General features: G+C 53.3%; 26 protein-coding genes and 2 pseudogenes. 5 read left to right on the forward strand and 23 right to left on the reverse strand.

The genetic code is table 11. The features are described from left to right. Positions 1-101: 101 nt before the first annotated feature. The 6 genes and pseudogenes from G5B47_RS04015 to G5B47_RS04040 all read right to left on the reverse strand — a co-directional run bounded on the left by G5B47_RS04015 (position 102) and on the right by G5B47_RS04040 (position 4,632). The gene (locus G5B47_RS04015; protein WP_165094588.1) at positions 102-629 is read right to left on the reverse strand and encodes a hypothetical protein; all 528 of its coding nucleotides are present in this window, start codon (positions 627-629) and stop codon (positions 102-104) included. A 40-nt stretch (positions 630-669) separates the two neighbouring features. Further along, entirely contained in the window at positions 670-1,062 is a 393-nt protein-coding gene (locus G5B47_RS04020; protein ID WP_165094590.1) for a hypothetical protein, read from the reverse strand. Between the two features lie 596 nt (positions 1,063-1,658). After that, positions 1,659-2,929 (reverse strand): annotated as a pseudogene (locus tag G5B47_RS04025) (IS110 family RNA-guided transposase). A gap of 213 nt (positions 2,930-3,142) precedes the next feature. Beyond that, positions 3,143-3,733 (reverse strand): chloramphenicol phosphotransferase CPT family protein, encoded by a 591-nt coding sequence (locus tag G5B47_RS04030; RefSeq protein ID WP_165094592.1) that lies wholly within the window; start codon positions 3,731-3,733, stop codon positions 3,143-3,145. Between the two features lie 260 nt (positions 3,734-3,993). Continuing rightward, positions 3,994-4,421: pseudogene (locus G5B47_RS04035) on the reverse strand (GNAT family N-acetyltransferase). A gap of 1 nt (position 4,422) precedes the next feature. After that, the gene (locus tag G5B47_RS04040) at positions 4,423-4,632 is read right to left on the reverse strand and encodes a hypothetical protein (RefSeq protein ID WP_165093124.1); all 210 of its coding nucleotides are present in this window, start codon (positions 4,630-4,632) and stop codon (positions 4,423-4,425) included. A gap of 236 nt (positions 4,633-4,868) precedes the next feature. Between G5B47_RS04040 and G5B47_RS04045 the strand changes: the two genes are divergently transcribed. The 3 genes from G5B47_RS04045 to G5B47_RS04055 all read left to right on the forward strand — a co-directional run bounded on the left by G5B47_RS04045 (position 4,869) and on the right by G5B47_RS04055 (position 7,849). Then, on the forward strand, positions 4,869-5,444 hold the full coding sequence (locus G5B47_RS04045) for a dihydrofolate reductase family protein (RefSeq protein ID WP_165094595.1): 576 nt from the start codon (positions 4,869-4,871) through the stop codon (positions 5,442-5,444). Between the two features lie 89 nt (positions 5,445-5,533). Beyond that, positions 5,534-7,084, forward strand: coding sequence for an RNA polymerase sigma factor (locus G5B47_RS04050; protein WP_165094597.1), 1,551 nt, complete (start codon positions 5,534-5,536; stop codon positions 7,082-7,084). Between the two features lie 42 nt (positions 7,085-7,126). Next, positions 7,127-7,849: a VOC family protein gene (locus G5B47_RS04055; protein ID WP_165094599.1), complete on the forward strand. Its 723-nt coding sequence runs from the start codon at positions 7,127-7,129 to the stop codon at positions 7,847-7,849. A 367-nt stretch (positions 7,850-8,216) separates the two neighbouring features. On the opposite strand, the gene sigF is transcribed toward G5B47_RS04055, so the two are convergent. The 15 genes from sigF to G5B47_RS04130 form a co-directional block, all read right to left on the reverse strand. After that, complete coding sequence (sigF, locus tag G5B47_RS04060; RefSeq protein ID WP_165094602.1) at positions 8,217-8,972, reverse strand: RNA polymerase sporulation sigma factor SigF; 756 nt, start codon at positions 8,970-8,972, stop codon at positions 8,217-8,219. Between the two features lie 11 nt (positions 8,973-8,983). Next, entirely contained in the window at positions 8,984-9,439 is a 456-nt protein-coding gene (gene spoIIAB / locus G5B47_RS04065; RefSeq protein WP_165094604.1) for an anti-sigma F factor, read from the reverse strand. Next, positions 9,436-9,789: an anti-sigma F factor antagonist gene (spoIIAA, locus tag G5B47_RS04070; RefSeq protein ID WP_165094606.1), complete on the reverse strand. Its 354-nt coding sequence runs from the start codon at positions 9,787-9,789 to the stop codon at positions 9,436-9,438. The genes spoIIAB and spoIIAA overlap by 4 nt, the downstream gene beginning before the upstream one ends. A 215-nt stretch (positions 9,790-10,004) precedes the next feature. Continuing rightward, entirely contained in the window at positions 10,005-11,198 is a 1,194-nt protein-coding gene (locus G5B47_RS04075; RefSeq protein ID WP_165094608.1) for a D-alanyl-D-alanine carboxypeptidase family protein, read from the reverse strand. Positions 11,199-11,456: 258 nt separating this feature from the next. Continuing rightward, positions 11,457-11,969: a flavin reductase family protein gene (locus tag G5B47_RS04080; RefSeq protein WP_165094610.1), complete on the reverse strand. Its 513-nt coding sequence runs from the start codon at positions 11,967-11,969 to the stop codon at positions 11,457-11,459. A gap of 50 nt (positions 11,970-12,019) precedes the next feature. After that, positions 12,020-13,351: a pyrimidine-nucleoside phosphorylase gene (locus G5B47_RS04085; RefSeq protein ID WP_165094612.1), complete on the reverse strand. Its 1,332-nt coding sequence runs from the start codon at positions 13,349-13,351 to the stop codon at positions 12,020-12,022. 1 nt (position 13,352) lies between these two features. Continuing rightward, positions 13,353-14,231, reverse strand: a complete 879-nt coding sequence (locus tag G5B47_RS04090; RefSeq protein WP_165094614.1) for a purine-nucleoside phosphorylase — start codon at positions 14,229-14,231, stop codon at positions 13,353-13,355. Between the two features lie 98 nt (positions 14,232-14,329). Then, complete coding sequence (locus G5B47_RS04095) at positions 14,330-15,157, reverse strand: purine-nucleoside phosphorylase (protein WP_165094617.1); 828 nt, start codon at positions 15,155-15,157, stop codon at positions 14,330-14,332. A gap of 83 nt (positions 15,158-15,240) precedes the next feature. Further along, a complete protein-coding gene (gene deoB, locus G5B47_RS04100) occupies positions 15,241-16,419 on the reverse strand; it encodes a phosphopentomutase (RefSeq protein WP_407945207.1) in 1,179 nt (392 codons plus the stop codon). Between the two features lie 88 nt (positions 16,420-16,507). Next, positions 16,508-17,401 (reverse strand): site-specific tyrosine recombinase XerD, encoded by an 894-nt coding sequence (gene xerD, locus G5B47_RS04105; RefSeq protein WP_165094623.1) that lies wholly within the window; start codon positions 17,399-17,401, stop codon positions 16,508-16,510. Between the two features lie 64 nt (positions 17,402-17,465). Beyond that, positions 17,466-17,699, reverse strand: coding sequence for a DUF4227 family protein (locus G5B47_RS04110; RefSeq protein WP_165094625.1), 234 nt, complete (start codon positions 17,697-17,699; stop codon positions 17,466-17,468). Positions 17,700-18,043: 344 nt separating this feature from the next. Continuing rightward, a complete protein-coding gene (fur, locus tag G5B47_RS04115; RefSeq protein WP_025335689.1) occupies positions 18,044-18,511 on the reverse strand; it encodes a ferric iron uptake transcriptional regulator in 468 nt (155 codons plus the stop codon). A gap of 94 nt (positions 18,512-18,605) precedes the next feature. After that, positions 18,606-19,256 carry a stage II sporulation protein M gene (spoIIM, locus tag G5B47_RS04120; RefSeq protein ID WP_165094627.1) on the reverse strand — a complete coding sequence of 217 codons (651 nt, stop codon included), beginning with the start codon at positions 19,254-19,256 and terminating at the stop codon, positions 18,606-18,608. A gap of 55 nt (positions 19,257-19,311) precedes the next feature. Next, entirely contained in the window at positions 19,312-20,604 is a 1,293-nt protein-coding gene (locus G5B47_RS04125) for an endonuclease Q family protein (protein WP_165094630.1), read from the reverse strand. Next, entirely contained in the window at positions 20,595-21,185 is a 591-nt protein-coding gene (locus tag G5B47_RS04130) for an NUDIX hydrolase (protein WP_025335692.1), read from the reverse strand. Before G5B47_RS04130 ends, G5B47_RS04125 begins: the two co-directional genes overlap by 10 nt. A 76-nt stretch (positions 21,186-21,261) precedes the next feature. On the opposite strand from G5B47_RS04130, the gene G5B47_RS04135 reads away from it, so the two are divergent. After that, positions 21,262-21,465, forward strand: a complete 204-nt coding sequence (locus G5B47_RS04135) for a hypothetical protein (RefSeq protein ID WP_165094632.1) — start codon at positions 21,262-21,264, stop codon at positions 21,463-21,465. A 188-nt stretch (positions 21,466-21,653) separates the two neighbouring features. On the opposite strand, the gene G5B47_RS04140 is transcribed toward G5B47_RS04135, so the two are convergent. Next, positions 21,654-22,784: a M20/M25/M40 family metallo-hydrolase gene (locus G5B47_RS04140; RefSeq protein ID WP_165094635.1), complete on the reverse strand. Its 1,131-nt coding sequence runs from the start codon at positions 22,782-22,784 to the stop codon at positions 21,654-21,656. Positions 22,785-22,848: 64 nt separating this feature from the next. On the opposite strand from G5B47_RS04140, the gene prli42 reads away from it, so the two are divergent. Beyond that, entirely contained in the window at positions 22,849-22,950 is a 102-nt protein-coding gene (gene prli42, locus G5B47_RS04145) for a stressosome-associated protein Prli42 (RefSeq protein WP_144240528.1), read from the forward strand. Between the two features lie 63 nt (positions 22,951-23,013). On the opposite strand, the gene lipB is transcribed toward prli42, so the two are convergent. Next, positions 23,014-23,733, reverse strand: coding sequence for a lipoyl(octanoyl) transferase LipB (gene lipB / locus G5B47_RS04150; RefSeq protein ID WP_165094638.1), 720 nt, complete (start codon positions 23,731-23,733; stop codon positions 23,014-23,016). Positions 23,734-23,812: the final 79 nt, after the last annotated feature.

A 23,812-nucleotide genomic window follows, 5' to 3' on the forward strand; every position in this document is an offset into this window, starting at 1 on the left:
GGAGGAAAAACCACAGATCCGGAACTTGTTTGTTTCCTACGCCCGATGATCGGGCTGTTTATTCTTGCACTAATCGCGAGTACCACATTTCGAAAATCGAACTAATACATTGGACTGTGTTTTTTAGAGTAATTATCTATTTTTTCGAAAACTTCCTTGGAAGATTTCTTGTCTTGCATGGATGTACCATCCAGTATCTTAATTAAAACATCAATGTAGGACTTTAATTTTTTTGCAACATCGGGTAAATCCTTACCTTCCACTAAATAACTAGTAAATAATCGTGAAGAAGTGGTCACAAAATCCGCAGTATAACTTGGAAGAGGGGTTAAACCTCTGTTATATATTTGTTTAGACTTTAAATCTAGTAGTTTTAATTCAGAATCCATCTTGTAAGTAAAACTTAACACGTCGTACAGAGCCAGTTGTTTCTTCTTTTGATCCGTTTCACCTAAATAAGTATTAAGGCCTGTTTGTACAGCACGGACGTCTACCATAAACAACTCATATGAACCTTTGACTTCCCCTTTACCTGGAGTCGACTTGTAATCTTTATACAGCATAGAAACATTAACAAAAAGAGACACAAACAATAAAATAAGGAGTACTGCGCTAATATACTTCCTCAAAATTACTCCCCTTCCTAATGTTAGAAACAACCTCATTTCTTTAATATTCTCTCTTTACTTTACTTAACAGATCAGCTAACTCTTCTGAATTCTGATCTTTTAAATCCAGCATCTTTTCGCTATTGCTATCTTTAATCAGGAAGCCATTTTTAGTTTTATAATCCATATAAAGGCTGTATTCGACAACCTCAGAATCCGCGTAAGTAACAGTCATTCGATAAGTTGGTGGACCCACATCAACAGCCCCGCGTACTTTTTTTACAGTTCTTATAGCATCTTCAAATATTTGAATACTTTCAGTGTCAGTGTAAGTGATTTCCTTTGTTTCGGAAACAAGGCTAACGCTAACGATCTCTTGCTTTGGTCTGACTAATACAAATATTAAAATCAACAAAATTATCAGTGAAATTGAAAGGATGCTAATTCTTTTCATAAACTACCTCTCTTACTGAAGAAAGATGGAGACTGATCATTCAGTCTCCAAAATAATTTTATAACTCATTTGAGTATGTGCTGGCAATCTCATTAAATAAATTATCCCTAACTTTATTATCTCGTGTTCTCTACTTTCTGCAGTATGTAGCCGAAATCGGCAAGTGTACAAAGAAAATAAAGTCCTAGACTGTCGCTGTTTCATTGAACTCCCTCAGTACGATTCAGTTTTCTTACGAATGCTCACTTATTCGCAGGATTTCACCCTTGTTAGATTAACGGAATGATTGCTAGAGCAACCTAATTGAAGACCAGGACAACTTGAAGGCGTGAGGAAATAGAGGGGGAGGTTGCGAACCCCATATAATTCCATTTACTGCACACATTTCTCCACGCCGCCCCTGGAGGTTTTCACTCCCATGTCTCAACGGGTCTTTGCCCTCTCATTCCTTCGTTACGCCTGTCCAAGGGGTGGAGGCCGGTCTTGCTATCGTTACGGGTCGGTGCCCTTTGGTTCAATACATCCGGTACTCCGTGCTTTCTTTTGAAATCCTGCGAATAAGCCAAAATTCGTACGACGAAACGGTTATATGAAGCTTAAGCTGCCAATAGAATTGGCTTCGTTTTATGAGGATTGTACTCTTCGTTGCTCCGAGCCATTCCAACGAGTACTCGTGCTAATTTACCACACAGTTTCATCAGAGACCTCATTTTCTTCATCTTTTTAACCTGTACATTGTACGCATGTAACGCTTTGAACTCTGGGTTGTTCCCAACCATACTCATGGTCATCATGAAAATGAACCGGCGAAGGCGAGATCGTCCACGTTTACTAATCTTCATCTGTCCCGTCCATTTGCCTGAGCTTGCTTCTGCTAGGTTGAGCCCAGCGTGCCGAAGCAATGCATTACCATGAGCAAAGCCGCTTAAATCCCCAGCTTCACCAAGAATACCAGCGAGTGAGATCGCACTAATCCCTTTTACGGCAAGCATAGATTTAGCAAATGGTATGCGGTCTAACACTGCAATAATCTCTGTCTCTACGACTTGCAGCTGCTCACAAGCAAGGTCGTATTCAGCGAGAAGCTGTATTAAATGGAGCTTGTACGCATGCGTTGCCTGCTTAGAGCCAACAGAATGACTAGCAAGCGCAATAAGGGTCTGGCCCTTCTTGTCTCCTGGTTGTCGTTGCATAATGGATTTCCAGCCCCTTATCACGTCCTGGGGCGTTAACTTTCTCAGTTCTTCAGGTGTCGGGAAAAGACGTAGTGTTGCTAGTGAGCCTCTGCACATCAGGTTCTTAAATACTTGTCGTAGCTCAGGGAACACAACGTCAACCCAACGATGAATTTGGTTCTTCGCACTAACGAGTCTCGTAACAATAGAGTCTCGGTTTGAGAGTAAGACACGAAGCTCTTCAAATGCTTCAGGCGTGTTGCGAATGAACGAGTAGTAGCCGTTCTTAACCATGTCTGCGATAACGAGAGCATCCTTTTTGTCGCTCTTCGATGGTGTATTGTCGCGGTTTTCCTTATTCTTTTTCACGAGATGAGGATTAACAAGAACAACTTCGAATTGTTTCTCGGATAGCCATCTGGAGACGTTTAGCCAGTAATGCCCCGTCGGTTCCATGCCGATAATAACGGAGTTGAGGTTATGAGCTGCTTGCAATGATTGAATCCAGCGAACAAGGATCTGAAAACCTTCTTCGTCATTTGAGAAAAATAGCGGATTGCCAATTACGATCCCACGAAAGTTTACCGCACGAGCGACGTGTATTAGTTGCGCAATGTCGATCCCAACGACTAGATGCTGAGCGGTTATTTTTTCAATGAGTTGATTTGTTTGTCCTGCGCTTTAAACTTCATAAGTAGAGCGTCCTCCTGGATGATGGGATTTTAAGGGCTATGACCCGTTGCGTATTCCCATCGTACCGAGGCGCTTGTTTTTTTGCAAAGCTGTGTATTAACGCTCTACAGGAATGCTATCGTTCCCCGTTAGCTTAATTCCGAAATCCGTCGGGTAGACCGAGGGGCAATAGCTCCAATGCTTGAATATGTAGTTATCTGATGGATTCCCTCCTATGAAACACTAATCTCTCTTTTCATTAATTTCTTAAATGCAGAGTAATCCTGATCGGATTTAATAAAGCCTAGTATTTTTTCGGCACATTCTGTTGGACTCAACTCTTCAGTATTTACTTTAAGGTCATATTCATTAAAGGAATATATTTGGTCGTATTGGGAATTCGCTAGTCCAATCTGTCGATCTCCTCTGATTTGCTCTCTTCTTGTGAGTTCTTCTTTCGAGCATAATACGCCTACAAACAATGTTGGATGATCGAACAATAGATCAAGGTAATCATTAAACCGCTTGTCATTGTCGATTACGGTATCGACGATTACATTTAAACCCATTTCTGAAAACAACTTAATTGTTGCATAATACACTGAGATTATGGGATCAAAAAGGATTTTTCCGACATCATCTACTTCTCTTGTAGGTTCAATATCCGGAAAATTATTATCAATAAAATCATTGTAATTACCAAAAAAAGCATCTATGGATAAATGATGAAAAGGAATCTCTTTCTGATTTTTCAGTTCCATAGAAATACTAGTCTTTCCGGAACTTGAAGTTCCGTTCAAGAACACAATTAGTCCTTGCTTCACACGAATCACCCTCACATATAAGATTTGCGTATCATTCAGACAACATTATATTCATAAAGTTTATTAAATTATCCAACTGATAAAACATTCGAGAAACTATTAAACTATCCTGCCCGTTAGCTTAATGAAGTCATGACAGTCTAACACTTTATTTTCATTATTTATCAAGACCTAAATTAAAAAAGCCAGATAAAATAAAGGGCTCTACATATTGTACATGACTAATATGTGGAACCCTCTAAGTTTAACTATCGTTTTCATCAAACAATAGTTTTCTTAAAGTAATAATGCTTACTCCCGAATGGAGCTTCTTCAAATACTGCAACTTGGTTGTAGCCATTCTTAAATAAAACTCAGGAGCTTGAAAACTGAAAGTATTTAGCTTAATAAACGTAAAGCTTTTTTCCTTAGCGATTTTCTCAATAAGTTTTAACAGGCGGGTACCGTAACCCATCCCTCGAAGAGATTTTTCTATCCAAAGAATTTCAACCTCTACCCAATTCCAACAGAGAGTAGCTAACATTCCTCCAATAACCTGACCATCGCCATCTTTGATGGTTAGATTAATCTCTTCATACTGAGAACTTAAATTCTCAGGAACAAACCCTGCGTTAAATTCAATCAGCCTTCTACGAATGTATTCACTTTCTTCTTTATTACCAAAAGAAATATCCGGTTTATCAACCATGTTAGCTCCCACTTCCTGAGTTTTGGCTTGATGGCTCGGAACGGTATTGAACCGCGGACACTAGGATTTTCAGATCCGGATGCTTGTTGGCGAATGCCTCCAGCACTTCGGGGGCGTATTCGAACACGTACCGGTTCCCCTTATTTCCAAGCAGCGTGACGTCCTGCAATTCTTCGGCCGTTCTCCCCGCCTGCGGTTGACGCTTGTCCATACATAATCTCCTTTCTTACCTTCCGATAAAAAAATGTTGTCGCGGTGTCCTATCAGTCGGCAATCTCCAGCATCCGCTCCGAGGCAATCCTACCCACCCAATGGAATTTAAAAAAATTTTAGACGCCTGTGATAGAAAATGAAGTCCCCCTGTGTCTATAGGTTGAATCCCTATCGAAGGCTTCCCTAGCGGGTTCCTACGATTAGGAAAAAACCACATCAAAGGAGAAATGAACAATGAGAAAAGTTGTACTCTTCCTGCACGCATCGCTGGACGGCATCGTCGAAGGACCGAACGGAACGATGGACATCGAATGGATTTCCTATGACGACGACTTGGCGAAACACGCTGAGAACCTTCTGACTACGGTAGACACAATTTTGTGGGGACGCGGGACGTATCATATCATGAAGGACTATTGGCCGACCGTACCTTCGAATCCGTCGGCCAAGCCGCACGAAGTCGAACATTCAAAGTGGTTGGATCGCACGACCAAAATCGTGTTCTCCTCCACTTTGGACAACATAGACTGGGTCAACTCCGGATTGGTGAAAGACAATGCGGCGGAAGAAATCATGAAACTGAAACAACAGCCCGGCAAGGACATCATGATCCTCGGCAGCCCCGGGTTAGGGCACAGTCTTATGCAGCTCGGCTTGATCGACGAATATCAGATTACGGTGTCGCCTGTCGTGGTCGGCCGCGGTAAGCCGTTATTCAAGGGGATCGACGACAAGCTCCGCCTTAAACTGCTCGACAGCAAAACGACGAAATCCGGCGTCGTCTGCCTCCACTATCAGGTGCAGAAATAATCCGGCAGGAACGCCGCGCGATTTGTCGAATAACTGGTTATTCTGATTGGGTGGGACTGCAGCAAGTCTCACCGTCACAAGGAGGCATCGTGGATCACCCATTCGATTTGAAGGACTTGTTATCGCGTATTCGACAAGGCGACCATGCGGCATATGAGACGATTTTCAATCGGTACCGCGCAGCGGCGATGTCCTGGGCGCAAAGTGTCGTCCGCGATCCCTACTCGGCCGACGATATCGTGCAGGAAGCGTTCATCCGCATGAAAGACAAGCTGCACCAGTTGAAGGACGATCATAAATTCGCCGCCTGGTTCCGTCTAATGATCCGCCGGATGGCGATCAATTCGATCCGCGGAGGGGACAGCCGGCGCACGATCGTCATCGAGGAGATGCCCGAGTCGGGACCCGCGAATCGCGGCCGGTCCGACGAGATCCGTGAGTGGCAAGAGCAGGAGGCCAGCGCCGAGCTGGTTCGTCGCTCGCTTGCCAAGCTGTCCAAGCAGGCGCGGGACGTTCTGGACGCCGCCGCCAGTGAAGAAGCTACGCCGGAACAACTGGCGGACCGCTACAATATGAAGAAAAGCAATATCTACAACATCCTCTCCAGAGCCCGGCTCAAAGTGAACGACGAGCGGTTCCGGGAAGAGATTGCCGCCTATTTGCTGGAACGAGAAACGCACGGTCACCCGAACTGTTGTTTGTTGCCGGCGCCGACCTATTCGAGGCCTTATGCCTTTATCTCGGCCATGATCGGCGAAGCGCTGGGCACGGCCGATATTACGAATTTCACGTATACGGAACTGATGGGAATTTCGGCGGAGGCTTTCCGCATCAATATGCCGGAAAATTGCGATTGGCAGGGCATACTGACGTTCGACTGGAGCTATGCGGCTTACCGGACCGTCGAACGGCTCGGCTTCAGCGGAGTTTGTGTCGGTAGACCGCAGCAGACGACGGTGACGCCTGACATCCAGGTCCGAATGCTGTCGGTCGTCCACGGATCGGTCGATCGGGGGATTCCGGCCGTTATTTGGAATATGGAGCGGAACGAAATGGGCTTTGCCCACGGGTACGACGATCGTTCGCAGGAGATCCGGTACAAGGGATACAACGGGGAAACGCGGGTTTATCGTTATGACCAGTTAGGACGCCAAACCGACGAACGGCCGGTCTTCGTCTTCGGATTGCGAAGAAGGGTGTCGCCGCCTTCATCGGAGGATACGGTGCTTCGCGCGATCGTCGATCATGCCCGGGGCAAGGAGCCGCCGCTCAAGGGCTACGTCTTCGGTCTGGACGGTTATCGCGTCTGGCTGGAAGGGGCTCGGCGCAACACGCTCGATCTGAGCGGACATGCTTACCAGGTCGCCATTCTGGCCGAGGCGCGCCAGCAAGCCGCAGCTTTCCTGGAACTGCTGGCGGATAGATCCCGTGGTGCAGATCGCAGGACTCAGCTTCTGGCGGCGGCCGATTGCTACAAGCAAGTGAGCAAGTGGTTCGTGCGGCTCTACCCGCGGTTCCCGTTCGGCTACGGCGGCAGCCCCGCGAATCGGTGGCGGGATATCCAGGAGGGGCTGCAGGCGGCATGGGATGCGGAAGAAGAAGGCATCGCGCGAATTGAAGCCGTCATCGCCGGATCATGATGACAAAAATCCAAATATCCCAATTGAAGGAGGAAGTTTAACATGTCTCACCCGATATCGCCTCGCGTGCCGTCCGTGTTCGTGCCGGTTCGCGATCTAAAGCTGGCAACCGAATGGTACGCCAATTTGCTCGAACGGCATATTATCCCGAGAGAACATGAAGACGGCATATACATCTTCGACTTCGACGGTACGGAGGTCATCCTCGACAGCAATGCCTGGGGGTCTCCGTCCACCATCATGTTCGATACGAAGGATATCGCCTCCGCTTACGATTTCTGCGCCGGTCAGCGGTACGACACATTGACCGACGTGTTCAGCGACGAGTATATCTCCGTCTTTACCGTCAATTCGAATCTGATTTGCCAGGCGCACCGGCTGCCGGAAACGGCCAAATCGAAGCCGGCGCATGCGCTTCTGTCGAAGATCGGTCATGTGCTGATCCATACCGATACGTTGAATGAAACCGTGGAATGGTACGAAACATTGGTCGCGCGAACCGCCGAGCCGGACTCCAGATTCCCCGAGCTCTGCTGCATCCGGCTGGAGAAGGGCGCGCACCTGCTCTTCAACGACAAGCGGTTTTGCGAATCCGGTAAGCCTGTCGGCATTATCGAGACCTCTGACCTGGATGCGGCTCTGGCTCATGTGCAAGCCAAGGGAGCGACCGTCGCCCGCGGCATGGAAACCCGGATGAGCGTCCGCTGCTTCGTATTCGGCGATCCCGACGGCAACGAGTTTATCGTGTGCCAGACCGATGTGTGACGGAATTGCCGGCACCTGCGGGAAGTTGTTCGCAGAAATTACTAACCTGCCAGTGAGCGTAACGATCGACCCTCGATTAATGCTTTTTTCTCAGTCCGGAAAATAAACTTTTCTCAACCAAGGTCTTGATCATTTTCAGTCTAACATTTTATTTTCTTTTATCAGTTCTTTCATCAAAGACGAACTTGCTGTGTACAGCGGCCCAACCAACACTCGCTTATGGTCTCCCGAGCTCTCCATGTGGCTGAAAGAAGGATGGCGGCAGAAAAAACAAAACCCGTAAAAGGCAGCCATTGGGTTCCTTTTACGGGTTGTTATTGCTATGCAGTCACGATAGGTCATGCGTATCAACTAGTGAGCTCGGGCTTCACTGCGCAATCTGCTCCTTGATGTTCTGCAAAATCTTCTTCTCCAGCCGAGACACCTGGACCTGCGAGATACCGAGACGGCTCGCGACCTCGGACTGGGTCTGGTCGCGGTAATAGCGCAGGTAGACGATCAGCCGCTCGCGCTCGGTCAGGGAGCCGATGGCTTCGTTCAGCGCGAGCTTATCGAACCATTTCTCCTGGGATTCGTCGGCGATCTGGTCGATCAGGGTAATCGGGTCGCCGTCGTTCTCGAACACGGTCTCGTGGATCGAGGTCGGCGGCTTGTTCGCTTCCTGGGCGAAGACAATTTCCTCGGGCGTGACGCCGAGCGCGTCCGCCACCTCGCCGATGGTCGGCAGACGGTCGAGCGTTTTGGACATCTCGTCCTTCATTTTGCGCACCTTGTTGGCCATTTCCTTGAGGGAGCGGCTGACCTTCAGGGTGCCGTCGTCTCGCAGGAAACGCTGGATCTCGCCGATAATCATCGGCACGGCATAGGTGGAGAACTTGACGTCATAGCTCAGATCGAACTTGTCCACGGACTTCAGCAGACCGATACAGCCGATCTGGAACAGATCGTCAGGCTCATATCCCCGGTTCATAAACCGCTGCACCACCGACCAGACGAGCCGGATATTGCAGCCTACCAGCGTGTCGCGGGCGGTTGTGTCGCCGGCCTGGCTGAGCGCGATCAGCCGTTTGACCTCCGCATCGTCCAAATAGGTCGGCGGAGCTTTTTTTGACTCTGCATCCATGGCTCCATCCCCTAATTATATAAAGCTTTTTTTGAGACGATCGTCTTCTTCATCCGGATCGAGGTTCCGCGGCCCGGCTCGGAGGTCACATCAAATTCGTCCATGAAATTCTCCATAATGGTAAATCCCATGCCCGAACGCTCCAGCTCAGGCTTGGAGGTGTAGAGCGGCTGCTGGGCCAGCTCCAGATCTTCGATGCCCTTGCCTTTGTCCTCGATCATGAGATGCACCGTTTCCCCTTCGATCTTGGCGGAGATATAGACAATGCCCGACGGGTCGCTGTCATAGCCGTGAATTATGCAGTTGGTGACCGCTTCCGACACAACCGTCTTCAGATCATTCAGCTCATCGAGGGTCGGGTCAAGCCGCGAGACGAAAGCCGCTACGACGACGCGGGCGAACGATTCATTTTCCGACAGCGCCGCAAACTGGACGCTCATGAAATTTTTCGCTTGTTCCTGTGTCATAACGCAACCTCCAGATTCGAAAGCGCTGCCCTCTCATTCTCGTACAGCGGCATGATTTTCAGCAGACCCGACATTTCCAGGAGCCGCTTGACCGGCGGGTTGGCGGCGCAGATGACCATTTTTCCACCTTTCCCATGAATCAGCTTGTACCGTCCCAGAATAACGCCCAGACCTGAGCTGTCCATAAACTGGAGATCCTTCAGGCTCAAGACGAGATGCTCCACCTGTCTCCGCAGAATCGCTTCATCCAAATCCATTCTTACATAATCGGCCGCATGATGATCGAGCTCTCCCGTCAGACGAACGATGAGTACACCCCGGTGATGCTCCATTTTCACACTAGAATTCATATTATCGCCACTCTCCTCTTCGTTGCTTTGAAACGGCTTGGCTGATGACAACGTCTTCAAGGACAACGTTTTCTACGCGGTGGAGAGCGAATCCTGCCTCGCGACAAAACTAGAAGAAAACTCTCATCGTTCTACAAAAGGATCGGGGCCACCCGCCAAAAACCGCATAAGCTTCCGGCCCTTTCCAAAAGCTTAAGGCTCTGCAGCGCCTTTCGTCAGTTCCGTGAGAACATGGAACCCGTCGTCCGCTTGAACAGCTTCCACCAGCCGGCCTTCGCGATATCCTCGGGCGCCTTCAGCTCATACTGCTTCAGGGTGGCATTGCCCTGGTAGACCACCAGCTTGCCGATCGTCTGTCCTTTGGACACCGGGGCTTTGACTTTGTCCAGAATAACGGCTTCATGGCGAACGCCTTCCTGGGTGATTCCTTTTTTCAGCAAAAGGGTATAGTCCTCTTCCGCCTTGATCGGCAGCTCGGCCTTGACCCCCTTCTCGATCGTCAGGGTGCCCAGCGTATCCCCGGCCTTGTGGATCGTATGGACCTTATACTGCGAGAACAGGAAATCGAACATCCCCGAGACCTCGCTGTTGCGCGTCTTCGTATTGGGTTCTCCCAGGACGACAGCAACCGCCCGCAGCCCGTCTCTTGACGCCGTGGCCGACAGGCAGAATTTGGCCTCCGACGTGTAGCCGGTCTTCAGGCCGTCCGCACCGGTATAGAAGCGCACCAGCTTGTTCGTATTCACGAGCCAGAACGGCTTCTCCGTGTCCTTGCGAAGGTAGTCCTGATAGGAGCCGGTATATTTGATAATCTGGCGGTGCTTCAGCAGCTCGCGGCTCATGACCGCAATGTCATGCGCGGACGAATAGTGGTTCTCGGCAGGAAGCCCGTTGCAGTTGGCAAAATGCGTATCCTTCATGCCAAGCTCCTCCGCCCGTTTGTTCATCATGTCGACAAAAGCGCTCTCCGAACCGGCGATCTTCTCTGCCATCGCTACAGATGCATCGTTGCCTGAAGCCATCGCGATGCCCTTCAGCATTTCGTCAACCGTCATTTCTTCGCCAGGCTCCAGAAAAATCTGCGAGCCTCCCATCGAGGCGGCGTATTCGCTTGTCCGGACCTTATCGGTCAGCTTCAGCCGGCCGTCATCCAGCGCTTCGACGGTAAGCAGCATTGTCATGATTTTCGTGATGCTTGCCGGAGGCAGCTTGTCGTGGCTGTTCTTCTGGTAAATGACAGTGCCGGTACCGGCGTCCATCAGAATGGCCGAGCGTGCCTGCGGCGCGAGATCGACAGCTCCCGCTGAGCTGCCGGGCTTCTGCCCTTTTTCCTCGGCGAACACGGTGATCGGGCTTAATGCGCCGAAGACGATGCACAGCGCCAGTATGCAAAAGCGAAATTTTGTCATCAAAGTTCCCCTCCTGAACGTTTACCTTCATATCGCAGGTACTGTGTTCCAGTTTCGTCAGAAAAGGGCGGAATTATTCCTGATTTTGCTAGACAGACAAAAAAACAGCCGCAGAATACGCGTAATAGCGTATCCTGCGGCTGCTCCTGACTGCTGCCGAATATATGGCGAAAAGAGGGTTTTGATCGCGGCATTTCCCGGTAACCTCGTGAAGCAAGATGAACAGAATACCGGATAAGGATCATCCGTCAACCGAAATTACTCCTTGATCCGGACCTGCGTAATTTCACCGACATACATGCGGTGATAATCTTTTTTGGGATACATCTGATGAATGCTTTCGTCCAGAAACTTCTCCGGGTCGAGATCCTGATAATACAGCTTGCGGCATTCCAGCACGAGTCTGGCTTCCTTGAAATACACGATTCCCGGCGTATCTTCCACCGGCGTGATATCCGCAGCCGCTGCTTTATCCGTGTCTCTTCCCGAGGCGCTTCCGCAAATCTCTAGCGCGCTCCGGTAATCCTCCGTAAAGAACGACAGCGAGAACGTATCCGAGGACTCCATAAATTCATAGGTGTAGCGGGTTGGCCTTACCACGCAAAAAGCGATTTGTTTGTGCCAGAGAACGCCCAGTCCGCCCCAGCTTGCTGTCATCGTGTTATAACGCTGCGCGTCTCCCGCCGTGATCAGCATCCAGTCTTCCCCGACCAGCTTGAACACATTATCCGTCAGTTCCTGCGGCTCCAACAATTTAAACCCTTGGCTCATTCCTTCTCCTCCACCACGAAAAAATAACATCCATCACCCAGTATAACCCATTAATACCGGGTTACGCCATCCTTCGTGACGATAGCATAGACGAGCGGCGGCGGTATTACCGGCTGAGCCGAAATGCGGTAGGCCTCCAGCACTTTGGCCTCGGCTTCCTTCACTTTGCTCTCAGAAGCGTCATTGATATGAAGGACGGCCAGCGTCTCTCCTGCGGAGACGGCGTCGCCGACCTTCTTCGACAGCACGATGCCGACGGCCAGGTCGATGACGGATTCCTTTGTCTCACGGCCCGCGCCGAGCAGCATGGCGGCGATGCCGATTTCTTCGGCCTGAATCGCTTCGATATATCCGTCCGACTGCGCTTTAACCTCTGCCTGTCTCCGGGCAGAGGGCAGTTTCGAAGGCGTTTCAATCTGGGCGACATCCCCGCCTTGGGCCGCTGCGATCACCTTCAGCTTCTCGAACGCGCTGCCGTCCGCGATATGCTGCTTCAGGATGGCGCGGGCCTCCTCCGTATCCTTCGCCTTCCCGCCGAGAACAAGCATCTGGCTGCCGAGAATCAGGCACACTTCCGTGAGATCGCTTGGCCCGTGCCCGCGAAGCGTTTCGATGCCTTCTTTGACTTCGAGCGCATTGCCGATGCCGTAGCCGAGCGGCTGGTCCATGTCGCTGATGACCGCGACCGTGCGGCGGCCAAGCTGTGTACCGATATCGACCATCGCCTGCGCGAGCGCGATGGAGTCGTCCAGCGTCTTCATGAACGCGCCGCTGCCGGTCTTGACGTCCAGCACGATGGCGTCCGCGCCGGCGGCGATCTTCTTGCTCATGACGGAGCTTGCGATGAGCGGAATCGAATTCACGGTCGCCGTTACGTCGCGCAGGGCGTACAGCTTCTTGTCGGCGGGCGTAATGTTGCCGGACTGGCCGATGACCGCCGCGCCGATCTCGCCGACCTGAGCGAAGAAGCGCTCACGCTCCATCTCAACGGAGAATCCGGAGATGGACTCCAGCTTGTCCAGCGTGCCGCCGGTGTGCCCGAGGCCGCGCCCGGACATTTTGGCGACCGGCACGCCAGCCGATGCCACCAGCGGAGCGAGAACGACCGTCGTCTTGTCGCCCACTCCGCCGGTGGAATGCTTGTCCACCTTGATGCCTGCGATCGGGCTGAGATCGACCTGATCGCCGGACTTGGCCATTTCCAGGGTCAGGTCGCCGGTCTCGCGGGCGTTCATTCCCCGGAAATAGACCGCCATCGCCCAGGCGGACATTTGGTAATCCGGAATCTCTCCCCGGGTGTAGCCTTGAATGAGGAAAGAAATTTCTTCTCTTGTCAGCTCGCCGCCGTCCCTTTTCTTCTGGATAATGTCGACCGCTCTCATCTTACAGCTGCGCCTCGCGCACGAAAGCCCGGACAAGTCCGATAAACTTCGGCTTGGTCAGATTCGCCACCTTGACCACCTGCTCATGCGTCAGCGGCTCCAGCTCGTCGCCGATCGCCATGTCGGTGATACAGGTGATGCCGAGCACTCTCAGCCTGCTGTGGCTTGCGGCAATGACTTCTGGAACGGTGGACATGCCGACGGCGTCGCCGCCAAGGTACGCGAGCATCTTCAGCTCGGAAGGCGTCTCGTAGGTCGGGCCGCTGATGCCCGCATATACCCCTTCCTGGAGCGTCAGACTTTCTCCGTCAGTACCCTTGATTTCCGGCGCCAGCTTCTTGGCGAGCGCGATATATTCCGGATCGTAAGCCTTGGACATGTCTGGGAAGCGAACGCCGAGCTCCGGATCATTCGGGCCGATCAGCGGGTTGTCTCCTGTCATGTTCAGGTGATCGGTAATCAGCATCAGGTCGCCGGCCTTGAACGCCCGGTTCATGCCGCCACCCGCATTCGTGATGACAAGGGTGCCAATGCCGAGCTTAGCGAGAACGTATACGGGCAGCACGACTTTACGCATCGGGTAGCCTTCATAGTAGTGAAAGCGGCCCTGCATAATAATGACGTCCTTGCCTTCCAGCTTGCCGATAACGAACCGTCCGGCATGGCCTTCCACCGTCGAGCGGGGAAAATGGGGAATCTCCTCGTAAGGCAAATATACGGCATCCTCAATCTGGTCGCCGAGATCGCCGAGACCGGAGCCGAGAATCAGCCCGATAACCGGTTTATAAGAGCCCAGCTTGGACTCGATATAGGCGGCGGCTTCCTTCACCTGCGCGCCGTAATTGGCGGCTTCGGATACAATGTTAGCGGATGGTGTCATTGTGGATTCCTCCTCAATTGTCAAAGTTAATGTGCCGGAGTCCCCGCAAAGTACCTGAATAAGCTTCATGGATTAAGCTTCACTTTGCGGGGGATGTTTTACATTTTCGGAATAAGGGCAAGCACAAGGCTCAAGAAGCGCTCGCGGACACGCTCCGCCGTCTCCATGACCTCGTCATGGGACAAGGGCTGATCCAGAATCCCCGCGGCCATGTTGGTAATACAGGAGATGCCGAGCACCTCGATGCCTGCATGGCGGGCGACGATCGTCTCGGATACGGTGGACATGCCGACCGCATCGGCTCCCAGGCGGCGCAGCATGACGATCTCGGCGGGCGTCTCGTAGCATGGGCCGAGCAGACCCGCGTAGACGCCTTCCTTGAAGGTAAAGTTCTGCGCCTTCGCGGTTTGGCGCGCAGCCGCGATCAGTCTGCGGCTGTACGGCTCGGACATGTCAGGGAAACGTACGCCAAGCGCGGGATCATTTGGTCCCATCAGCGGATTGCGGCCCGTCAGATTGAGATGGTCGGTAAGGAGCATCAAATCGCCCGCCGAGAAATCCGTATTGACGCCACCGGCGGCGTTGGTGACGAGCAGGCTCGTTACCCCAAGCTCTTTCATGACGCGGACAGGGAACGCTGTCGTCTCCGGTCCATAGCCCTCGTACATGTGAAAGCGGCCTTTCATCATCACGACCTTGCGGCCTTCGATTGTACCGATCAGCAGCTCCCCTTCATGTCCTTCCACAGTGGACACCGGAAAATGGGGGATATCCTGATAAGGAATGCTTTTGCCGTCCTGAATCAGGTCGGCCAGAATGCCGAGACCCGAGCCGAGAATCAGCCCGATTTCCGGCGCTTCCGCGCCTTTGCTCCGGATATATTCTGCCGCTTGCTGAATCGCGCCGAGGCTGGTTGTGTTTGTCATGTATGCTCCTCCTTAAAGTAAACTTATAATGGGATGATACGAAACGCGAAAAAAGCCCTTCCATGCCGCCGTCAGGCAGATGATTATTTCAGCTCCCCGAGGAAGCTTGTCCCGTACTTCGGCGCAGCCGCTCCAAAATTATCGGCGATGGTCGCCGCCACATCGGAGAAGGTGGAACGGACGCCAAGGCTGTCCGGCGCCTGAAGCTTCGGACCATACACCAGCAGGGGCACATATTCGCGGGTATGGTCGGTTCCGCTGTGCACGGGATCGTTGCCATGATCGGCGGAGACGATCAGCAGATCATCCTCGCTCAAGGCGGATAAAATGTCCGGCAGCGCCTGGTCGAACACTTCGAGAGCGTGGCCATAGCCTTCCGGATCACGACGGTGCCCATACAGCGAATCAAAATCGACGAGGTTCGTGAACAGCAGCCCCTCGAACGGCTTGCGTAGCTGCTCTATCGTCACCTCGATGCCGTGCTCATTGCTCTTGGTCGGGTGGGCCGCCGTTACGCCCTCGCCTGAGAAAATATCGTTGATCTTGCCTACGGCGATCACATCTTTGCCGATGTCGGCCAGCGCGTTCATTACCGTCGGCTCCGGCGGCTTCACCGCGTAATCATGCCGGTTCGGCGTGCGGGTGAAGTTTCCCGGCTGGCCGACGTACGGGCGTGCAATGACGCGGCCGACCGAGAATTCCGGCGCCATCGTCAGCTCTCTGGCGATATGGCAGGCGCGGTACAGCTCGTCCAGCGGAATGATCTCCTCATGCGCGGCAATCTGAAAGACGCTGTCGGCCGAGGTATAGACGATCCAGGCCCCCGTCTTCATCTGTTCTTCTCCGTATTCCACGAGAATTTCCGTTCCGGACGCAGGCTTGTTACCAAGGACTTTCCGGCCCGTTGCGGCTTCGAATTTAGCGATCAGCTCTGCCGGAAAGCCATCAGGATATGTATTGAACGGCGTCTCAATCTTCAGACCCATCAGTTCCCAGTGGCCGGTCATCGTATCTTTGCCGACGGAAACCTCCTGCATCTTTCCATAATAGGCTTTCGGCTGCGGAACGGGACCCAGCGGCGGAAGGGGGGCGATGTTCGCCAAGCCCAAGCTCTGCATGTTCGGCAGCTTCAGCCCCGGGTTCCGCTCCAAAATATGTCCCAGCGTATGCGAACCCGCATCGCCAAAGCTGGCGGCGTCCGGCGCTTCTCCAATACCCACGCTGTCCAGAACGATAAAACAAATCCGTTTAAAAGAGGACACTTCGTCCACGCTCCTTCATTTGTAAGAAATCGTTAGGTTATTACGGTCATCCCTGTCATGCCCCGGGTGAAGGAGCGCTTGTCCGGCGTTACCGCGCCCGGGGATGATATCTTTCATAAACTTCTTTCATGTTCCCGCGCGCGATGCCGCTGTACATTTGCGTCGTGGAAATATCGGCATGTCCGAGCATCTGCTGGACAGAGCGCAGATCGGCTCCTCCCTCAAGCAGATGGGCGGCGAATGAATGCCGCAGTGTATGCGGAGTAATATCCTGCCGCGTATTCGTTTCCTTCGCGTATTTTTTAATCGTTTTCCAGAATCCTTGCCGGGTCAATCTACCGCCCAGACTGTTCAGAAACAGCGCCGGTTCATCCTTGCCTGCCCGAAGAAGCTTGTCCCGGCTGTCCCTGAGATATGCCTCCACACATTCGGAAGCAACGGCGCCGATCGGTACCACCCTCTCCTTGCCGCCGGAACCGGAGCATCGCGCGAAACCAAGCGCCGTCTGGACATCGCCCGCATCAAGCATAACCAGCTCCGATACCCGGATTCCAGTCGCGTACAGCAGCTCCAGCATCGCCTTGTCCCGCAGGCCATGTGTTGTGGAGACGTCGGGCGCTGCCAAGAGACGCTCCACCTCGTCCAAGCTGAGAATCACGGGCGGTTTCTTCTCCGGCTTCACCGCCTCTACCTCAAGCGTGGGGTCCGCACCGATCAGCCGTTCTTTAAGGAGAAAATGAAAAAAGGCCCGGATCGAGACCGTGCTGCGGTTAATCGTCGACGCGGCCCGGCCGGCCGCCTTCAGCCCGCCAAGATAAAGCGTGATCAGCGGTTTGCGGAATTCTTGAGGAGTTGTGACGCCCCGCTCCGCGGCATAGTCCAAAAACTGGGAGATATCGCGGCCGTAGGATTCCAGCGTGCTGGGTGACACGTTTTTTTCACGGGAAAGGTATTGTAAAAAATCCTGCAAAGTTGACTTCATAATCCTCCCTCCCGCCTTGTGCGCCGTTTTAGTGCGATTAGAGATTCGGGCGACAGCGGCGCTTTCATTCCCCGTACCAGTAATACAGGCGCAGCCTCTCCGACGGACTCAGCTCCCCGCCCCCCGGCTGAATTTCGCGAAACGCCCGCACGGCCGAACCTTCCGGAATCTCCGGGTCGGGCACAGGTCCCATCCAGCGATGAAGCAGGTCCATTATATTATAGAACAGGCAGCTCAGCGCGACAAATATCACAATAAAAAAGAGCCTCCGAAGTGCTTTTGGTACAGAAAAGACCATGTTCGCATTCCTCCCGCAGGTGGGCTAAGATCGGCCGCAGGGCTGATCCCTATCGTTTTCCATTTTTACGGACAATCCCCGTGCTTCACTTTATGCGAATCTGGTCTCCCTTATGTGTGCCGCGCAGTGTATAGCCACAAGAAGAAACGCCTGACAGCGTCCTGAAGACGCAAGTACGTTTCTCGTAGAAATATAAGTCAAAATGTTAAGCCCACGGCTTATAAATTCTGCCCAGAAGCTGCACAATCCCTTTTCTGACATTACCAAAAAGCCCTCCCCGGCAAAAAGCCGGAAAGAGCTTTAACGTACGTCTTCTATCCACTTGCCTGCCTGACTCTATGCACTCAATCGGCCCGGTTGTTATCCGATTTGTTCTTCTCCCTGCAGCGGTAGCAAATCCCGTGAAAATCGAGCCTGTGGTCGATTACGGAGAAATTGAATTCCTTATCCAGCTTCTCCTCCATCGGTCCGAGCCAATCCTCGCGAATCTCGTCCATGCTGCCGCACTGCACACAAATCAAATGATGGTGATGATGCTTGGAGGTATCCGTGCGCAGATCGTATCTGGCGACGCCGTCGCCGAAGTTGATCTTCTCCACAATATGCAGCTCGCTTAGCAGCTCAAGGGTACGGTATACGGTCGCAAGACCGATCTCGGGGGCCTTCTCCTTTACGAGCATGAACACATCTTCCGCGCTGAGGTGGTCTTCCTCATTCTCCAGAAGTACGCGCACCGTCGCTTCCCGTTGGGGTGTAAGCTTGTATCCTTGGGATTGCAGTTGCTGCTTAATTTTATCGATCTTGTCTTCCATATTCATTCTCCCTCCCCCCAGGAAAATAGCGCTGCGTTCTCTGAAAATCACTTCTTTCATTATAGGGGGAGTAATCTTGAGAAGTCAAACGCTTTTACTGCTCGTTAACCTCCGTCGCGTTCTGCACCAAAGCGGGGGTCACCCACTTCATCATCGACGGAGTCACCCAGGTCTCGAAGGACGAAACGCCAAGAATGAGAAGGGCCATGATAAAGGACAGCAGCGTATACATGGCAAAAGGACGCCCTACGTGAAGCGGACGGCGCGCAACCACCCGGCTGCGGATCATCAGCAGAGAGAAGGCGATCGCCGATGCACTGCATACGAGGATCACCGGGATGACGACCATATTATGGGGCGCGACTGACACGAGGGCGAACAGCAGGCCGTGCCACGAATATTGGCTGACCAGACAGCCGACCGTGAAGCCGATCAGGACCCCCTTGAGGAAATCCAGAATCAGAATTCCGGGAAGTCCGATAACCGACAGGCCGAGAATCCAGATCAGGCCGATCCATTTCAGATGAAGCCCGGCGATGCTCCAGAATGACTCCGGTGCCGCAGGCAGCCCGTTCTGGTCAACCATCACGAAGAAATTGCCGAGATAATCGGCAAGCTCCTGCTGCTGGTCCATTGTAAGCGCGCTGACGATCAGGGCGCCGAAGACGACCCCTACCAAGAATAATACGGCGACAAAAATATAAAGCGGCGTCTGCTCTTTAATCATATGACGGAAGTTCCGCATCGGGACGTTCTCCTCTCCTGGTCACATGTTACACCTTATGAAGAAGCGTCCCGCTCTATGACTTGTCCTTGGACGGATTGGCGACCCGGCCGTATGTTCCGCCCCCGCCGGCGGTCAGCTCCAGCGTCCCGGTTCGGGCGGCGGCGATTTTGGAAGCCAGCTCGGAACCGGCCACGGCCGCCAGCTCCTCCTCGGCGGTCTCGTGAAGAATATTCATCTCGGTGCCAAAGGCTTCCAGCAGCAGATTCATCTTTGCCTTGCCCAGGCCCGGGATGAACTCCAGCGGAACCTGATAGCGGTACGGCGGACGGTAACCGGGGATAACCGGCTCCTCCCTGTCGGCGATGCTCAGAATCCGGTCCAGCACGCCCTGAACCAGCTTCGTCCCGCCGCAGTACGGGCACCGCTGCGAGGTGGCATAGGCTTCGTCGATAATGCTGCCGCAGCCGGCGCAGTAGGTGCGGTGATATTTGCCCAGCCGTGGATTCAGCCCGTAATTGGCCGTAACCCCCCGGCCTTCGCGGCGCTCCAGCGCAAGCCTCAGCTCCGCGAACGAAGGAGCCTCCAGCTCCATTTCGTTGTATTCGCGGCCGATCTTGCCCAGCGAATGCGCGTCGGAGTTCGTCAGGAACGTGAACGGGTCAAGCTCGGAAATATACCCGGCCATTTCCGAGTCCGCGCTGAGGCCGAGCTCGACTCCTGCAATCCGCCGGAGATCGAACAGTTCGGCCATCCGCTCGGCGGCGCAGCCGTAGAGGCCCTTGTGCGGCGTGAAAATATGGGCGGGGATCAATATCCCGCCGCGTCCGCAGATCTCGTCCTGAAGCTCCCTGGACGGGACATAAATGCGCTGGGAGCTGAGATCGACGTTCTTCATATGCCGCCCCATCCAGGCGCTGAATTCGCTCATCGCCCGAAGATCCGGCATAAAGGCCAGCACATGGCACTCCTTGCGGCCGGGCTCGCGGATTTCAATCTCCGTCCCGAGCACGATGGCCGTTCCCCGGTACGCGATGCCGCCGCCTTCGGCTTCGGTCATCTCGCCTTCATCAAGACAGCGCATAATATCCCGCTGCACGGGAGGCGAGTGGCTGTCGATAATGCCGATCAAGCCGATGCCTTTGCGTTCGGCGGCTTCCCGGGCGATCCCGGCAAAGGTCAGATCGCGGCTGCCGCTGATCTTGACCGCCCGGCCCTCCGACGTTCTGCCAATATGAACGTGCAGATCGCAGTAATAGCGGGCAAGCGTCGGTTCCGCGGCCCGTTTCAGTGCATCCGCTTCTGCAGACAGATCTCCCCCGGCGGGAATCCGGTCTGCCCGATCCAGCTTCTTCTGTGCTAGTTCCATTTTCCGGTCAGCGTGCGCAGATGCCAGGCATAAACCGCCATAATCGTCTTCGCATCGGCGATCCGCCCGTCGGCGATGTATTCATACGCTTCCTCCAGCGTAAGCTCGGACACGACGAGGAATTCATCCTCGTCCAGCGACATCTCGCCGCTCTGCGCGTTCTCCGTCACATATAGATGAATAATCTCATCGGCAAAACCCGGAGAAGTATAGAACGACTTCAGCAGGAACAGATCGCCGCTGTGAAATCCCGTCTCTTCATGCAGCTCCCGTCCGGCCGCTTCCAGCGGGTCCTCGCCGGGGTCCAGCTTGCCCGCCGGAATCTCCACTTCCGTCCGTCCCATCGGCTGGCGGAATTGCTCTACCACGAGCATTTTCCCCTTGTTCAGCGCCAGCACCGCCACCGCGCCCGGATGCTTCACCACTTCACGGGTTGCCGTGTTGCCGTCCGGCAGGGTCACCGTGTCCACCTGCAGCTTAATGATCCTGCCTTCAAAAATCGGCCGGGTGGATACCGTAATTTCGTCCAGCGCCGGATTGGCGGGCCATTCTTTTTTTATTCCGGTTCCTTGATTGTTCATAGGTTTCAGGTCTCCTTTGTCTCTGGTCTGCATACGGTGTATTATAGCAAACTTCAATAGAAAGAAGGAAACCTTCATGAACAACAAGGTAGGTCGTACCCGCCGTACCGGCTTGTTTCTCTCGGGAAAACCGGACCATATCCGAAAGGAGCTGCTCGCCTTGCAGCAGCGGTATGGGCCGGATATGCCGCTCTCGTATGTGCTGTCGCTGCGCACCCCGGAATATACCAGACCCGTTCCGGAGAACCGCCCGCTGCCCGCGGCTCCTCAGGCCATATAAAGCGTGGGAAGCCCTTTAGGATGCCCGTAATCTTCTGGTATGGCGGACGACTGCCTCAGTTGTTGATGGATAAGTAAAAAAGCTGCTCCATAAACCGATCTTCCGGTCTTTGGAGCAGCTTCGCGTACACTATCGGCTGCCGCCGGCCTCTCTTGTTCCAAGAGCTGGCTTCGGCAGCCGCTTTGCCTTTATTTACTTGCGCTTTCCTTGACGATCGCCAATACCAGCTCGGCTGCCTTGACGATATCGCTGGCCTTGATGCGCTCCTTGGTCGTGTGGATATTCTCGTACCCGATCGCCAGATTCAGCGTCGGCACGTCCAGCCCGTTGAACACATTGGCGTCGCTTCCGCCGCCTGACGGGAAACGTCTTGGCGTCAAGCCGATCGACGAAATGGCCCGCTCGGCCAGCTGCACAATGGGATCATGCTCATTGAAGCTGAAGGCCGGGTAAATGATCTCGCTGCGGAATTCGCATTTCGCCCCGTATCCGCGAACTGTCGTTTCCAGCGCTTCACGCATCTGGGCGAGCTGCAGATCCACCTTGTCCTGGACAATGCTTCGCGCTTCGGCCTCCAGCTGCACATAATCGCAGACGACATTGGTCGGGCCGCCGCCGGCAAATTTACCGATATTGGCTGTCGTCTCGCTGTCGATGCGGCCAAGCTTCATCGCTGCAATCGCTTTGCCTGCCACCTGGATGGCGCTGATTCCGTCTTCGGGATTAACGCCGGCATGGGCCGATTTGCCGAAGATTTCCATCTTGATCTTGGCCTGCGTCGGAGCAGCTACCGCGATGGCGCCGATTTCGCCGTTGGAATCCAGCGCAAAGCCGAAATCCGCGTCCAAATATTTCGGGTCCAGCGAGCGGGAGCCAACGAGCCCGGATTCTTCGCCCGCCGTGATCACGAATTGGATTTGTCCATGCGGTATATTCTGTTCCTTGATTACCCGAATTCCTTCAAACAGCGCGGCCAGACCCGCTTTGTCGTCCGCCCCGAGGATAGTTGTACCGTCGCTCGTAATCCAGCCGTCTTCGCTGAGCGTAGGCTTGATTCCCTGACCCGGAACGACGGTATCCATATGACAGGTGAACAGCAGCTTCGGAGCGTCCTCTGCCGCATTTTCCGCTGGCCAGGTCACAATCAGATTGCCCGCGCCGTGCCCGGTTCTTTCCTGGGAATCGTCTTCTACGGCTTCCAGTCCCAGCTCCTTGAATTTGGTGATCAGATGATCGGCGATGTTCCGTTCATTTTTCGTCTCGCTGTCGATCTGGACCATCTCCATAAACTCCTGAATCAATCGGTCTTGTACTACCACCGGACTTCCCTCGCTTTCAAGTATACGTTACAATGGGATTAAACTAATTTCAAAGGAGTCACTCATGCAACGTCAAAAATGGTTCCGTATCTTTATTTATGTAATGCTGCTGGCAATGGTCGCCTCCACCCTATTGGTCGTCATTGAGCCTTTCATCGCCGGATAATTAGTCCGCGGGGCTTCTCCCGCTTATTCCAGCGGTCCGGGTATCCCGGGCCGCTGTTTCGATTTATTTGAAGGCCTCGGCTCCCGCCCAGTCCGATTCGATCGTGCCATAAGAAAAAATGTTCAGAAAATGGGGAATGAGCGCCGCGGCGACCCCTTCCACCTCGAACCGACGACCTGTACATTCTTCCAGCGAGGTAACACCGTACTGCGAGATGCCGCAGGGAATGATCCCCCGGAAGCCTTCAGCCCCGATGCCCTCCCGGATATTCAGAGCAAAGCCGTGGCTCGTTATAAAGCCTTTGCCCGCGCGGCTTCGGTTGAATTTGACCCCGATGGCGCATATTTTCACGTCGCCTACCCAAACCCCCGTATACTCCGGCTTTCTCCCACCCTCAATCCCGAAGGTGGCGAGATAATCGATAATCACCTGTTCCAGCGACCGCAGATAACCGTGAAGATCCACTCTTCCCTGCTCGCCGATCCGCAGCAGCGGATAGCCGACAAGCTGGCCCGGCCCGTGATAGGTAATGTCTCCTCCGCGGTCAATTTCAAACACCGAAATTCCTTGTTCCCGAAGCTGCTCGGCGCTCATCAACAGATGCTCGGGGTGATTTTGCGATCCGATCGTATAGGTTGGCGGGTGCTGCAGAAAGATCAGTTGCTCGGGACGCTCGCCGGCGTCGATGGCGCGGACGGACTCTTTTTGCAGATCCCAGGCGCGGCCGTATTCGATCATGGGAAAATAGGATATTTCGAGCTTCCGAGGTTCTGTGCTGTTCATGCTTAAACATCTCCCTTCCCGCGATTTGCACGGAGCCTGTATTAAGAAGAAACGGATACTCCGTTCTTTTAGCAGCTTA

Source organism: Paenibacillus apii (assembly GCF_011043685.1).
Taxonomy (GTDB): Bacteria; Bacillota; Bacilli; order Paenibacillales; family Paenibacillaceae; genus Paenibacillus_AQ; species Paenibacillus_AQ sabinae.

What these genes read in the sequence shown, in the direction of transcription:
- lipB (WP_165094638.1), bottom strand. Translation starts at nt 23,733, where the DNA reads ATGAACAGCACAGAACCTCGGAAGCTCGAAATATCCTATTTTCCCATG.
- G5B47_RS04125 (WP_165094630.1), bottom strand. Translation starts at nt 20,604, where the DNA reads ATGGAACTAGCACAGAAGAAGCTGGATCGGGCAGACCGGATTCCCGCC.
- G5B47_RS04080 (WP_165094610.1), bottom strand. Translation starts at nt 11,969, where the DNA reads ATGAGCCAAGGGTTTAAATTGTTGGAGCCGCAGGAACTGACGGATAAT.
- spoIIM (WP_165094627.1), bottom strand. Translation starts at nt 19,256, where the DNA reads ATGCGGAACTTCCGTCATATGATTAAAGAGCAGACGCCGCTTTATATT.
- G5B47_RS04075 (WP_165094608.1), bottom strand. Translation starts at nt 11,198, where the DNA reads ATGACAAAATTTCGCTTTTGCATACTGGCGCTGTGCATCGTCTTCGGC.
- G5B47_RS04045 (WP_165094595.1), top strand. Translation starts at nt 4,869, where the DNA reads ATGAGAAAAGTTGTACTCTTCCTGCACGCATCGCTGGACGGCATCGTC.
- spoIIAB (WP_165094604.1), bottom strand. Translation starts at nt 9,439, where the DNA reads ATGACACAGGAACAAGCGAAAAATTTCATGAGCGTCCAGTTTGCGGCG.
- G5B47_RS04085 (WP_165094612.1), bottom strand. Translation starts at nt 13,351, where the DNA reads ATGAGAGCGGTCGACATTATCCAGAAGAAAAGGGACGGCGGCGAGCTG.
- prli42 (WP_144240528.1), top strand. Translation starts at nt 22,849, where the DNA reads ATGCAACGTCAAAAATGGTTCCGTATCTTTATTTATGTAATGCTGCTG.
- G5B47_RS04090 (WP_165094614.1), bottom strand. Translation starts at nt 14,231, where the DNA reads ATGACACCATCCGCTAACATTGTATCCGAAGCCGCCAATTACGGCGCG.
- G5B47_RS04135 (WP_165094632.1), top strand. Translation starts at nt 21,262, where the DNA reads ATGAACAACAAGGTAGGTCGTACCCGCCGTACCGGCTTGTTTCTCTCG.
- spoIIAA (WP_165094606.1), bottom strand. Translation starts at nt 9,789, where the DNA reads ATGAATTCTAGTGTGAAAATGGAGCATCACCGGGGTGTACTCATCGTT.
- G5B47_RS04130 (WP_025335692.1), bottom strand. Translation starts at nt 21,185, where the DNA reads ATGAACAATCAAGGAACCGGAATAAAAAAAGAATGGCCCGCCAATCCG.
- G5B47_RS04095 (WP_165094617.1), bottom strand. Translation starts at nt 15,157, where the DNA reads ATGACAAACACAACCAGCCTCGGCGCGATTCAGCAAGCGGCAGAATAT.
- fur (WP_025335689.1), bottom strand. Translation starts at nt 18,511, where the DNA reads ATGGAAGACAAGATCGATAAAATTAAGCAGCAACTGCAATCCCAAGGA.
- sigF (WP_165094602.1), bottom strand. Translation starts at nt 8,972, where the DNA reads ATGGATGCAGAGTCAAAAAAAGCTCCGCCGACCTATTTGGACGATGCG.
- G5B47_RS04110 (WP_165094625.1), bottom strand. Translation starts at nt 17,699, where the DNA reads ATGGTCTTTTCTGTACCAAAAGCACTTCGGAGGCTCTTTTTTATTGTG.
- G5B47_RS04040 (WP_165093124.1), bottom strand. Translation starts at nt 4,632, where the DNA reads ATGGACAAGCGTCAACCGCAGGCGGGGAGAACGGCCGAAGAATTGCAG.
- G5B47_RS04055 (WP_165094599.1), top strand. Translation starts at nt 7,127, where the DNA reads ATGTCTCACCCGATATCGCCTCGCGTGCCGTCCGTGTTCGTGCCGGTT.
- G5B47_RS04020 (WP_165094590.1), bottom strand. Translation starts at nt 1,062, where the DNA reads ATGAAAAGAATTAGCATCCTTTCAATTTCACTGATAATTTTGTTGATT.
- xerD (WP_165094623.1), bottom strand. Translation starts at nt 17,401, where the DNA reads ATGAAGTCAACTTTGCAGGATTTTTTACAATACCTTTCCCGTGAAAAA.